Genomic DNA, 13,124 nt, shown 5'->3' on the forward strand with positions numbered 1-13,124 from the left:
CCCACATGGCAGAAGAGAATGGCAGCGGGGGCGGTGAAAAGTCACAAGCTCCAACAGAAAAACGCCTCCAAAAAGCTCGAGAAGAAGGCAATATTGCCCAATCTAAGGAGCTTCTAATCCTTGTCGCACTGGGTACCTTTCTTCTCGTCTTTGCATTGAGCATCCCCGCCTCGGCACGCCGGTTCATGCGGGAGATGAGCAGTCTTTTCCTCAATTTTGGTCGTGTTCCCAACGATCCCGCAGCCTTGTACGGTTTCACCCTCCAAGCCATCATGACAGGGCTGCATCTCATAGGCCCGCTGGTAGGGACAGGGGCCTGTGCCATATTGATGGGCGGCCTCCTTCAGACGGGGTTCCTCTTCCGCCCCGAAGCGTTAAAGCCAGATATCACCCGCCTCTCTCCCCTGAAGGGCATTAAACGAATTGTCAGCCTCAATAATCTCATTGAGCTGCTCAAAACCATCGCCAAAATCACCGTGTTTGGCCTGATCCTCTATAAAGTTGCCCTCCAGACCATCGATTTAGCACCACAAACAGAACGATGGACAACCTATCAGCTTATTGATGCCATGAAGTCCTGGTTCATTTATGCGGGCTTTATGGTTCTGGCCATACAATGCGTCATCACCGGGCTGGATGAGGTCTGGTCCCGTTATCACCGTTTCTCCAAACTGCGTATGAGCTTTCAGGACATCAAAGATGAAATGAAGCAGAGCGAAGGTGATCCGCAGGTCAAAAACCGCCTTCGACAACTCCGGCTCAGCCGTTCCCGCCGCCATATGAAGAAGGCCGTCCGAGAGGCTACGGTTATTGTGGTCAATCCAACCCATTATGCCGTTGCTATCCGCTATGACCAGAATAGCGGTACGGCACCGCAGATCGTGGCCAAAGGAACAGATGAGCTGGCCTTCCGCATCCGCGAGGTTGCCCGGGAGGAGAAGATTCCCATCATGTCTAACCCACCTCTGGCACGCGCCCTACATGCCTTGCCGCTGGACAGTGAAATCCCTGAAGAATTCTGGAAACCAGTAGCGACCATCATTGCCTATGTCGTCAGACTCAGAACACCCGGCTCCCGTACAATGCGCTCACCAGAGGCAGAACCACCAAAGCTTTAACACCCTGTTCAGGAAATGAGCATGTTATGTTTGATTTATTCAAAGCCATTTCATAGGGTTTTCTCCTAAATAGCCTTCATCACCAGGTCACAGACAAGGATAGAATCATGGCAGGTGTGTTCAATGCACTTACGACGGCTGTCAGCGGTATCAATGCCCAGTCAGACGCCTTTACCAACCTGAGTAACAATATCGCCAACAGCCAGACAGTCGGTTACAAAGCCAACACGACATCCTTTGCCGACTTCGTGGCTGGCAACATCACAGGCAATTCGGCCTCGCAGGCGGAGTCCAACACGGTTCAGGCCATTACCGTCCAGCATGTCGACAATTCTGGGACAGCCACCAGCAGCAGCAATGGTCTGGCCATGGATATTTCTGGCAGCGGCATGTTCGTTACCTCCAAACCGACAGGTGCCGGTACAGCCAATGCAGGCGCAACCAACTTCTCCGAGCAGAAATTCTACACGCGGAATGGTGATTTCCAGCAGGATAAAAAGGGCTATCTCGTCAACACATCTGGATATTATCTGGATGGCTATATGGCAGACTCAACAGGAACGCTGAGCAATATTCTCACCCCCATTAATGTCAGCAACATCGGGTTCAAACCGACAGCCACCACAACCATGACCCTGAATGCGGCTGTCGGAAAGCTACCTGCGGACTCCACAAATTACACACCACAGAGCTATACGACAGCCCCCACCACGACATACGACTCTAGCTCCAACCCGCATAAAATTGCCGTGCAATGGCAGGAGAGCGATACCAACCCGCTTATCTGGAATGTCTCTGCCTATGATGCTGATGGCAACGGCACTGTTGCACCGAACAGCTATCAGGTAGCTTTCGACCACTCTGGTGCTTTATCTTCCATCACCGACCTACAAACGGGTAAGACTGTTGGGTCCTCCACCTCTGGCTCCGCTGCGGAAATCCCCATCACCGCCCATTATGCGAATAATGAAGAGCAGACCATGACGCTCTCCCTCGGTACGATTGGCGGTACCAGCGGCACCACTATGGTAACCTCCAACAATTCTGCAGCTCCCAATCAGGCTAATCCCCTTACCCTGTCCGGTACAAAACTGACCATGAGCCCGACCACTCTCGGAACCTCCACGGACAGTCAGCAAAGCTATATGAGTTCCCCGCTGACCATCAGCAGTAAGGACAAAAACGGAACAACCACCAACACGCCTGTTTCCGTTAAATGGACCCAGACAGCCGCCTCCCCGCCTACATGGTCCGTACAGGCTGTTAACCCCTATGACAGCTCCGCCACATCTGCGGTCCAAGCGGACAAAGTTCATTCTGTCGTCTTCAACAAGGATGGCAGCATGCAGAGCTTTGACGGCCAAGCCGTTACCAAGGGCAATCCTGTCACGGCAAATCTGACCATCAATGGCAACAATTACAGCCTGGACCTCTCTAATGCGTCCCTGACAACTGGCACATCCACAGGGGCCGATACCAGTGCCCTGACCAATGACAGCATTACCTCAGGCACCTACAAAGGCGCAGAGATTGAAAGCGATGGCTCTGTCATGGCGCAGTTTGACAACGGATACAGCCAGCTCATTGGCAAGGTAGCCCTGACGAACTTCAACAACGTCAATGGGCTTCAGGCTGTGGATGGCCAGGCTTATCTTGCGACCGCACGGTCCGGCACACCCAAGACTGGTCTTGTTGGGGAGAACGGAACCGGGTCTCTTGCCGTTGGGTATGTAGAATCCTCTACAACGAACCTGACAGGCGATCTCTCGGCCCTTATCGTGGCGCAGGAGGCTTACAGTGCTAATACAAAGACCGTGACAACAGCGGATAATCTGCTTCAACAAACCATCGCTATGAAGCAATAAAATCCTAGAAACATCCCATAAACTAAAGGGCGCAGAGGTATATAACATCCTCTGCGCCCTTTCGCTTTTATAGCCCCACACACCTCATATGCCCATTAGGCGGCATCAAGCCTTGATGCGAGAGCGGCCTTTCTTCCCACGGTCATAATGACCCAGCCCGGTTCTGGAGGCCTCCAGCTTCTTCATCGTAGAATAGCTCTCACAAGCCATGGGATAGTCCGGTGATAGCCCCCAATAAACACGGTAACCATCAGGGCTCTGCCGATGCTGCCGTTCAATATGACGCTTCAGCATGCTGAAGGCCCCGCCACAATGCAGACAGATGATCTCATCACTAAAAACGGAATCTTCCGGTGCACAATAAGGCTCGCTCCGGTCTGCAATCCACTGGCCGGGCTTTTCTTTCACTTCCGGGGACATACCCTGCACGAAGTGGCTACCAAGCCCGCTCATGCCATAGCTTTCCTGCTGCGGCAAGCGAGCTGGGAGCCCAGTGAACGACTGGTTGCTACCTTCCTTCTCGGAAACCAGACCAGCTTCCATCTTACGAGCAAGAGCAGCGATCTCATCGGCTGCACTGGCCATATCATGAATGATGCCAACATCTGCAAGACCAGACAGGACATTCAATACCGCACCAGCCCGTTCGGGATAATGCTGGGATAGTGCCAAAAGAGTTTCTGTCATTACACGCAGACGATCCGCCTGACCGACAATATCACTCAATGTCTGGGATGACGAAAATTCTTGCTGGAACCGTGAGAGAAGACGCCCGATCCCTTTCTCAATGAACGTACTTGCTGATTGTAATGTCATATCCCACTCCCTTCTCCGGCCTACGCCTTGCGCTACATTAAATGATTGTTGCGCCCTTGCCTATAAGACCTTTTTCAAGGCCATTGCTCTAATAAAAGCAAGCTGATCCCAGTTCAAACAGACAAAGCCCATCAATCTGATAAGCATGACCATACTGCAGGAAAAAGCCAAAAAAATGGCCAACATGACCATTTCTTGAAAATAGCCTTCAAAAAAATAAAGCCCACCGGAAACACTCTCGGCGGGCCTACTTCTAACATCCTAAAAAGACGGGATTGTCATAACTATCCAACAGCATAGTCGCCTGACTACCCTTATAAAGGCAAAGGCAAGGTCATTCCAACATGCTATCCCCGCTGAATGCCACCATACCAGCCATACCTAAACCGATATTTAGGGCGAGTTCGTAAAGACTTCTGTCCTGTCCACACCCTGTAGGGCAAAGCGTGGGGGGGCCGCAACGCCTCATCATTCTGCCTTGCCTATAAGCAGAATCTACCATGCTACCTTCAGCGAGCGCACGTATATCGGAAAGGAAATCCTTCATGCGTCCTTCCGTTTCCGTAGGACAGAAAGAACCAGCTATACGATGCATTAGGCAATCCTTCTCTAAAATTTTGTCATGGTAGACATCTGCCCTCATATCACGTCCTCACGAACCCGGTATACAGGCCAATCATGTCGTAAAGTGCGTAGAAAGCAATCAGAAAGCTTTCCACATAAAGCGTTCTGACGGGCCCCATGTAGCACAGCATCCTTAAATATATCTTAAATACCCGACACCAGTGGAAAACTTTTACGGTTATTAAAGGATATAACAAAAACAACATCTCTGTTTTCTAGCATTTAATACTTCATGCATATCATATCATGACAAGATCATAACTTAACTGCCAACCTGTTCACGCGATGCAGGAAATATAACATGAACTGTCTCAAACGCTCGGCCATCACCATTAGTCTTCTTGCTATAACCTGTGGCATGTCTCTACCAGCCAAGGCACATGGCTTTTATGGTGGCAGTGAATATCTGCTCAACCCACCGCCGCCGCCGCCGCCACCCATGAGAGAGTTCACCCATCTTCCACCGCCACCACCGCCGCCGCCATCCTTCACAAATACATGGCAGCAGGACCGATACCGCCAAAATGACAAGCCAGCCCCATGGGCAGCCCCACTCTGGGGAAACTATCAGGACCCACGCTTTTCCAGTCAGAATGGCTGGGATGAACCTGCTTTCGTTCCGTGGAACACCTATATCCAGACACAAGCCCCCTATCCTGGTATGACCTACCCTCCAGCACCACCAAGCCGGAGCTGTGTCGATCAGAACTGCACTGGCCCCTGAGCTCATCCTGCCATGCATTTCTGTATTGTCGGAGCCGGCTTCAGCGGAGCCGTTACGGCCCGCCATCTGGCTGAACGAGGCCATCGCATCACCGTCATTGATGAACGCGCGCATTGCGGGGGTAACTGCCACACAGCACGGGACCCGCAGACGGGCATCATGCTCCATCACTATGGGCCTCACATATTCCACACAGCGCAGGAAAACGTCTGGCAGTATGTGCAGCGTTTCGGGAAATTTGCGCCCTACATCAACCGGGTAAAGGCCATCAGTCAGGGCCGGGTCTATACCCTGCCCATCACCTTACTGACCATCAATCAGTTTTTCGGCCGGACCATGCACCCCGCAGAAGCACGGGAATTCATTCACCAACAGGCTGTGCAGGACATTACGACCCCCCGCAATTTTGAGGAGCAGGCCCTCCATATGATCGGCCCTGCCCTCTATGAAGCCTTCTTTAAAGGCTACACAACCAAACAATGGGGTCTTCCACCAACCGACCTGCCGGCGGCCATCCTGAAACGGCTACCCGTGCGGTTCAATTACGATGACAACTATTTCAGCCATCCTTATCAGGGCATCCCAATAGAAGGCTACACCGCCCTTATAGAATCCATCCTTACCCACCCCCACATCACCGTGAGACTAGACACGGCCTTCGAGACATTCCGGAATCAGAATAATTTAGACCACATAATCTATACCGGCCCGCTGGATCGCTACTTCCGATTCTGTCATGGCCGCCTCGGCTATCGCACGCTGGATTTTGAACGCATTGATGCAGAAGGAGATTATCAGGGAACAGCCGTTATCAACTACTGTGATGCCACCACCCCCTATACCCGCATCAGCGAGCATAAGCACTTCGCCCCTTGGGAAGCGTCACTCTTCAGCAAAACAGTCTGTTTCCGTGAGTATAGCCGCCTAGCCGGGCCGGAGGACACACCCTATTATCCCATCCGCTTGGCCCGGGAAACAACCATGCTAGACCGCTATGTCCGCACAGCCATGGTCACCAGAAACGTCTCTTTCCTCGGCCGACTAGGCACTTATCGTTATCTGGACATGGATGTCACCATCGGCGAGGCATTGGAGGCTTGCACCATCATGGACCAGCACCTCGCCTTGGGCAAACCACTCCCCGTCTTCTTCACCGACCCGCATTGAGGCTCATCGATGAACGGCAGTCAGCCTTCGCTAATGGCCATTTCCAGCCCTTCTAGCACGTTACGGGCTGTATCTATCAATGGCGCAAGGCTGAGGGTGGGGTCCAGTATTGCCCTTATGCCGTACCTCTGCGCCTGATCAGCCATCCGAGCAAACAGCAGTCTATCTTCTGTCTCAACCATGCCAGCCTCCACAGCATTAGCCCGCTGGATCAGCGACCAGAGACGCTGGTTTTTGGCAAGGGCCTGATTCCGCTGGATGACATCCGTCTCATGCGCCGCACTTTCCAATGTGGCAATCAACCGCCGGAAACATTCGGCATCCGCCTCCCTGTCCGACAGAGACGAACTAGCCGCCAAGCGGTAAGCGTTCATGGCATTATTCTGATACATATTTCCCCCTCACAACCTCCCTATCCATCGTACAGGCAGCCATCACGCCACGACTGCCTGTTTTGAACCACCATGCCGTGTCAGATAGTTATCAGCTGGTAGATTGCACGTTGGACAGCGGAATCTCCGCATCACCCATCACCACATTCATCCCGGAACTGCCCTTCTTCATGCCCGTAACCGTACCCCGAACCGTAAAGGGAACATCCGCCGTATTGCCACGGCCATCCACACTCTTCACAGCGACACTGTAAGCACCATCGCTCAGAGATGTACCGTTGTCATCCTTGCCATCCCAGTTCCAAGAGGTCTGACCGTTATTCGCCCGCACCACATCGTGATAGACCACCTGCCCAGCACTGTTCGCCACGGAGATACCAACCATCTGCCCAGCCCCAGCCTGGAAGGACAGACCCGCAGACCCAGACTGCAATGGCAATGTAGAGCCAGACACACTGACCTGACGCCCCACCAGCCCTTTATCCTGCGTTAGCTGGGCAGTTTCATTCAGAGAGATAAGCGTATTGAGGTTGCTGTTAGTCTGCACCTGCTGTTCCACACTGGAGAACTGAGCCAGCTGTGCCGCCATGTTTTCCGTATTCATCGGGCTGCTAGGGTCCTGATGCTTTAACTGGGCCGTAAGCAGAGTCAGAAAGTTGTTTTCATTCTTTGCCATGGAGGCAAAAGCACCTTCCGTACTCCCCGCAGCTGAGCCACTTTGCCCTGCAGTGGAGAGAGAGGACGCCCCGCTACGAGCGGCACTATCCGTTGCCTGCTGCAAGGCCAGAAGATTGCTGGAAGACAGTGAATTGACCATGAGACTCTCCCTCCGAGATCGTGTGTCAGACTGAAATATTGAGATGGCCCGTGCGGACGGACCGAGTTGTGGCCGGGGCGGCGACATCGTCCCCCTCTGCCCGAACAAACGGCTCCTGCTGTAACGGAGCAGAGAGATCACGCCCCTGCCGGGAACGCTGATCCTGCTGCCTGCCACTCTCCCCACCAGCAAAGAAGCCTCCCTCCTGCTGGAAGGAAGACTGACCGGTATGCTGCCCCGATGCCTGATAGCCCCCCTGCCCCTGATGCTGCGATGTGTTCCGGTCCTGCCCCCCGGCCATGTGGCCTGCATCGGCAGGAAGGACATCAATCTTCATAAGACCAGCATGCAGACCGGCTTCATCCAACTGTCTGGCCAGAACATGATGTGTCTTCTGAAGTGCCTCGGTCGTGCCATCATCCTGCCCCTGCAGGGAAAGGGCAGACATACCCGCCGCCGAACGGTCCAGCTGAACATGAACTGAGGTTGAATCCGCCGTCATGACCGTCATGGTCAGTGTTCCGGCCTGTCCAACTGCGGCACGCCCAGTCAGCACCCCCGCAGCGGAACTCCCCTGCAAGACAGACAGGCCCGTTTCCGTAGCTGTCTGCCGTGTCTCGGACGTTACGACACCAGCCGTCCCGCCATGTGCTTCCGACTGTATAAGGCGACCTTCAGATGATGTCACAAGGCCAGCAAAAGATGAGAGATTACCCGGCATGTCCTGCCCGCTATCTCCAGCAGAAGCGTCCGTGTTCACAGTACCGCCATGCCCGGCCATACCCTGCTCACTACCAGACCTTCCTTGATCCCCACTCCCTGCCAAAGAAGGCTCCGGCTCTTTGGAAGACGCCTTCACCATGAGGCTAAAAAGGCTATCTGGCTGCCCTTCCGGCCCGTTACGGGTATCATCCTGACGAGATGTGGCAGATGCACCATTCACCATAAATGCCGAAACAGGCAAAATGCCTGCCGTGCTGGGCTGAAAACTCATCGTCTGCACGGTAGGGAATGTCCGGTCCTTCATGGCCTGTGTAGCCGACATCGCTGTAGCAGGAGCCTGAGCGGCCTGTTGCGACGCCATCAGAGTCGTTTCGGTCTGCCTCTCACCGGTGGCATGACCAGATGACACATTGCCATAACCTATGGGCTGCTGCTGACTATGAGAGGAGGCCCCCTCCATTGCGCCAGCGATAAACGACGTCATTGCGGATGTTGGAGCTGTTGCAGCACTTCCCACCGTGCCCATAGACAACAAAGCTTGGGACAAATGGCTTGTAGTGGACGATGCCGACATAGCCGTGGCACTAGCGGTTGCCTGCGTCGAGTTTCCCGCTAAAGCATTCCCCGTCAGGGCCATGCCCAGACCTGCACGAGAAAACTGATCATTATGGCTCAGGGCCTCTATCGACCCCGCATTAGAAAACGCCATCGCCATCCCCGTTCCGCCAGTCTGAGAAGACTCCAACGCACCAGACGATGAAACCTGAACCGGCTGCGGCGATGCCATGAGAGCCGCCAGAGACAGGGCCTGCATGTTCAGAGATGCGGCGGTCGCTGCATCATGATCCTGCGGGCTGTTCTGTTCCTGCTGCTCAGCAGCATGAGGATCAGCACCCGCCTTTTCATCCTCCGTTTTTTCTTCCTCTGCCCGGCTCACTCCGACGGAGGATAAACCAGCCGCCTTATCCTGTGCTTCTACAGCAGAATGTGACGCATCATCTGGCCGCCCTGTGCTCTTTGCCGGCTCATCAGTCCCTTTTTTCTCCGGCACTGTATCCCGCCCGCTTTCAGCTGGTGAGGATATATTTGCTTCACTATGATCGGACGGGGCCTGATCCGCCAGAACGCCGGCAAAGTTCTTCCCGGATGAAGAACGCACGCTCCCTCTACCAGCAGGCATGGTCGTTGAAGAACGGCCCGTGCTAGCGGTGGGCAAAGGGAGAGTTGAGAGTGAAGGACGGGGCATTACCATGGCGTTCTCACATTCATTCGGGCAGCATCATGTCTGTTAGGTCAGTTCACTCAACATGCTGTCGACTGCAGCAAAATCGGGCATAAATTCTTCGGGAATCTCCTTCCGGCCGATCTCGATACAAACCTGCGGAGGCTGCCCCTGAAGATACGCCACCAACACGGTGCGGATCGTCTCATAATAACGATTATCCATCTTCACGATGGCCCCCATCCGTGCGGCCAGAGGCCCCACGACACCATAAGCCAGCAGCACCCCAAGGAAGGTTCCCACAAGAGCCCCAGCGATCATTTCACCCAGAACGGCAGGCGGCTTACTGATGGCAGCCATGGTTTTCACCACCCCTAGAACCGCCGCCACAATACCCAGAGCAGGCAGCGCATCGGAAATACCGGAGAATGATTCCGCGATGTGCAAATCCTCATGCAGGTTCTTCTTCAGCTCCCGCCCCATAATCTCATCCAGCTGGTGGCTTTCATCCAAATTCATGCTGATGAGCCGCAAATAATCGCAGATCATGTCGCGGGTTTTCTCATCCTGCTTGATCCGCGGTGAGGTCGCAAAAATGCTGCTTTCCTGCGGCTCCTCAAAGTCATTTTCCAAAGAGGCAATGCCCTTCATATTGGCTTGCCGTAGGAGGCGGTACATCAATGCCAGGAGGTCCATGTAACTCTGCTGGCTGTGGCGAGGCCCCTTCACAACCAACATCAGATACCCGAAGACCGACTTTAATGCGGCCATGCTGTTGCTCATCACAAACACGCCCACGGCGGCCCCGAGAATGGTCAACAGCTCAAACGGCATAGATGCCAGCAAAGGGGCCAGCGCACCGCCTGAGGCCGCAAAGGAACCAAACACGCAAAGCAGTGCAAAAATCAGTCCACCGATATACAGCATCCTATCGTTCCTCTCTCAAAACGGCTTTGGGACCGCTTTTCTTCTTCCCATCCTGTATTGTCATTGTGCGCCTCCCTGTGAGGGCGCAGCTGTGTTCCCCTGAAAAGATGCAGGCAACGCATGGAGACGATGGATAAGTAGGACAATCCGCCGGTTCTCTGGTGCTTCAGGGTGGGCAGGGTCGGCCAGACTACGATCTGCGCGCCCTTCCACGCTCCTAATCCGCCTATCCGGATATCCAGCCCGCACTAGCAATTCCCGCACACGGTCTGCTCTCATCTCCGACAACGTCCAATTGGATAGGCCATGCGGATTGACCCTCCGCAGATGGTACGGAACGCCGTCTGTTTCCCCGACAATGGAGATATCTTCTGGCAGGCCGCCAAGCCACGCTCCGATCTGCTCCAACAGGGCCATGCCTTCCTTGTTGGGCATGGTCTCACCATTATCGAACATCGGTTTATGGGCAGTATCCTGCACCTCGATGCGGATCTCATCACTCCCCATTCGGAAACCGAGATTATCCTTCAGGCTACTCAACCCGGCCTCATGGGCGATGCTGGCCTTCAGCCCTTCCATCGTCTGCCGAAGATGGGCATCTTCCTGCACTGCCTGATGCAGAGCCCCCCCAGTGCCCGTAGCACCATAGCCATGCAACGCACTAGAAGACTGTACAAACGAGGTGCCAGCACTGCCATCCACCGCTTCATTACCCTGACCAACCTGCCCGATATTCTCTGCTGCGCCGCTCTTGGGCCCACCTAACGGAATGATCTCCGGCCGGCCAACACCTACTTCATCCGGACGATCTGCCGTACTAGAGGGCAGGATGCTGATACCGCTATTGGTCAGAATTCCTTCATCGGCTTTACCACCCCTCCGCCCCTGATCCTCTGGATGATTTTCAGAGGAATCCGGCTTCGGCGGTGGTTCATGGTCAGAATTATGGACCGTCCGCAAGGCAGAAGGCGCCGAAAGAGGGGATGTTTCTAGCAAAGCCTGATCCGACGTTGCCTTGCCGGTTCTGTCCGCCATTGGGTTAAAGAACAAGGCAATTCCACGCTTCTGCTCATCTGTGGTGATATTCAACAGCCACATGAGCAGAAAGAACGCCATCATGGCGGTCATGAAGTCGGCATAGGCCACCTTCCAAGCACCACCGTGATGACCAGCCTCCACCACTTCTTCCCGCTTGATGATAATGGGACGGCTATTCTTCCTGTTAGCCATGATGACAGCACCATCCTCCTGCTTCACCCATCAGCATCAGGCAACTAACCGCCCCAGCCATCATCAACGACCCCGATTATGGGCAATACCCACACGCACGGACGGCATGCCGGAGAACGATGCCGTACCGGTATGGGTCAGTTCGATGGACGTATCCAACCAGACTTCACCACCGATTTCCCGCCAACGTTTGCAGAAGGTGTAATCCTCACTGAGGTACGTACCGCTCTCGGCATCCACACTGCCCTCAAACAGTGCAAAGCGACGGCCATCCTCACCTGCTGGCGCATCAATACGCCTATATTCCAGCTCCGGATAAGCCTTGATCATACGGCTGATCGCATGACGGCTGATCATCATAAAACCTGTTCCAGCATAGGCTGTCTTCAACAGGGGACCATGCTCGTAGGTCTCATGCATAGCGGAAGTCTCGCCGACATAACGCAGCGAGGCTGTCTGCTGGCGTTCACCAGCTAGAATGTTATGTTTTGTCTCATCATCCCAGAAACGGTCACGCAGTGGATACAGCCCGGCGATCACGTCTTTCCCAGATTCAAAGAGACGTGTCGGTGCATTAGCAGGGAAGCTGATATCAGCATCCACAAAAAGAAGATGCGAGCAGTCTGACCGAAAATAGAAATTGGAAAGAAGCGTATTGCGCGCCCGTGTCACCAGAGCATCATCACCAACATGCATAACTGTCATGGGAATACTCTGACCGCTGGAGGCATAGCCGATAACGGACAGCATGTAACCAGTCGTTACCATCCCACCGAAACAGGGTGTTGCCAGCATAATCTTCCCTGAAGGTGTCGTCCCCGTCTGCATCGTTGCTATTTCCTCCATGAAGCCTGCCCTTAGAAAAAGGACATGATAAAGCTTATCTAGACATGAGGATACCGCAGCAAATTATTGAGCCTCAAGGCTTTTATAAGGAATAAAATTAAATTAGCGTCAAAACAAAGGCGATTTAACAATAATAAAACCGCAAAGAAGGTTCTATGTTATCTATTCTAAACCTTTTATTTACATTTCTAACCCTTCCAGAAATTTCTGATGCTGTGCCCGCTCATCAAGGCTCATTTGTTCCTGCTGCTGCACTCTCTGAACCCGCTCCAACTTCTCATGACGCAGCAAACCGTCTGTTGCTTCCTGCTCCCGCACCAGTCCCATCACTCGATTCCGTGCCACTCCACTCACCTGTCGGGCGTCTTCCAGTGCCTGTTCCAGCCGCTCCAACTCTTCTTGCGCTATGGGCAACCAGTAACGGTATCCGTTCCATAATGTCAGATCCTGCGCTTCTTCTTCTCGGGCTTTGCTGACAAGAATCCGGTTCTCCTGCATCTGGCTCTTTAGCTCTATGATGCTATTTTCAATCCGCTTTTCCTCTGCCAAGCAACGAGCCAACTCTATCCGAGCCAGATTGCTGTTCCGCTTCTGGAGCGTGCCAAGCGATGTCAGCGCCTTAAAGCGTGCCGGTTTCATGATCTCTCCTCCTT

General features: G+C 53.7%; 12 protein-coding genes. 4 read left to right on the plus strand and 8 right to left on the minus strand.

Annotated elements, in window-relative coordinates; all coding sequences use genetic code 11:
- The first annotated feature begins 5 nt into the window (after nt 1–5).
- Together CPA57_RS06190 and CPA57_RS06195 are read left to right on the plus strand one after the other, a co-directional pair.
- On the plus strand, nt 6–1,118 hold the full coding sequence (locus CPA57_RS06190) for an EscU/YscU/HrcU family type III secretion system export apparatus switch protein (protein WP_182081968.1): 1,113 nt from the start codon (nt 6–8) through the stop codon (nt 1,116–1,118).
- A gap of 107 nt (nt 1,119–1,225) precedes the next feature.
- Complete coding sequence (locus CPA57_RS06195) at nt 1,226–2,983, plus strand: flagellar hook-basal body complex protein (RefSeq protein ID WP_182081969.1); 1,758 nt, start codon at nt 1,226–1,228, stop codon at nt 2,981–2,983.
- Between the two features lie 105 nt (nt 2,984–3,088).
- On the opposite strand, the gene CPA57_RS06200 is transcribed toward CPA57_RS06195, so the two are convergent.
- Nucleotides 3,089–3,799, minus strand: coding sequence for a MucR family transcriptional regulator (locus tag CPA57_RS06200; protein WP_182081970.1), 711 nt, complete (start codon nt 3,797–3,799; stop codon nt 3,089–3,091).
- A 925-nt stretch (nt 3,800–4,724) separates the two neighbouring features.
- Here CPA57_RS06200 and CPA57_RS06205 point away from each other — a divergent pair.
- Nucleotides 4,725–5,147 (plus strand): hypothetical protein, encoded by a 423-nt coding sequence (locus tag CPA57_RS06205; protein WP_182081971.1) that lies wholly within the window; start codon nt 4,725–4,727, stop codon nt 5,145–5,147.
- Nucleotides 5,148–5,159: 12 nt separating this feature from the next.
- Nucleotides 5,160–6,314 carry a UDP-galactopyranose mutase gene (gene glf, locus CPA57_RS06210; protein WP_182081972.1) on the plus strand — a complete coding sequence of 385 codons (1,155 nt, stop codon included), beginning with the start codon at nt 5,160–5,162 and terminating at the stop codon, nt 6,312–6,314.
- Nucleotides 6,315–6,334: 20 nt separating this feature from the next.
- On the opposite strand, the gene CPA57_RS06215 is transcribed toward glf, so the two are convergent.
- The 7 genes from CPA57_RS06215 to CPA57_RS06245 form a co-directional block, all read right to left on the minus strand.
- Nucleotides 6,335–6,706, minus strand: coding sequence for a flagellar biosynthesis regulator FlaF (locus CPA57_RS06215; RefSeq protein WP_182081973.1), 372 nt, complete (start codon nt 6,704–6,706; stop codon nt 6,335–6,337).
- Nucleotides 6,707–6,797: 91 nt separating this feature from the next.
- A complete protein-coding gene (locus CPA57_RS06220) occupies nt 6,798–7,523 on the minus strand; it encodes a flagellar hook assembly protein FlgD (protein WP_182081974.1) in 726 nt (241 codons plus the stop codon).
- Between the two features lie 25 nt (nt 7,524–7,548).
- On the minus strand, nt 7,549–9,405 hold the full coding sequence (locus CPA57_RS06225) for a hypothetical protein (protein ID WP_182081975.1): 1,857 nt from the start codon (nt 9,403–9,405) through the stop codon (nt 7,549–7,551).
- 129 nt (nt 9,406–9,534) lie between these two features.
- Nucleotides 9,535–10,395, minus strand: coding sequence for a flagellar motor stator protein MotA (gene motA, locus CPA57_RS06230; RefSeq protein WP_182081976.1), 861 nt, complete (start codon nt 10,393–10,395; stop codon nt 9,535–9,537).
- Nucleotides 10,396–10,455: 60 nt separating this feature from the next.
- Nucleotides 10,456–11,625 (minus strand): flagellar motor protein MotB, encoded by a 1,170-nt coding sequence (locus tag CPA57_RS08960; protein WP_229709300.1) that lies wholly within the window; start codon nt 11,623–11,625, stop codon nt 10,456–10,458.
- A 63-nt stretch (nt 11,626–11,688) separates the two neighbouring features.
- Nucleotides 11,689–12,471, minus strand: coding sequence for a hypothetical protein (locus CPA57_RS06240; protein ID WP_229709301.1), 783 nt, complete (start codon nt 12,469–12,471; stop codon nt 11,689–11,691).
- Between the two features lie 180 nt (nt 12,472–12,651).
- A complete protein-coding gene (locus CPA57_RS06245) occupies nt 12,652–13,110 on the minus strand; it encodes a hypothetical protein (RefSeq protein WP_182081977.1) in 459 nt (152 codons plus the stop codon).
- Nucleotides 13,111–13,124 lie beyond the last annotated feature (14 nt).

Source organism: Bombella favorum (genome assembly GCF_014048475.1).
Classification (GTDB): domain Bacteria; phylum Pseudomonadota; class Alphaproteobacteria; order Acetobacterales; family Acetobacteraceae; genus Bombella; species Bombella favorum.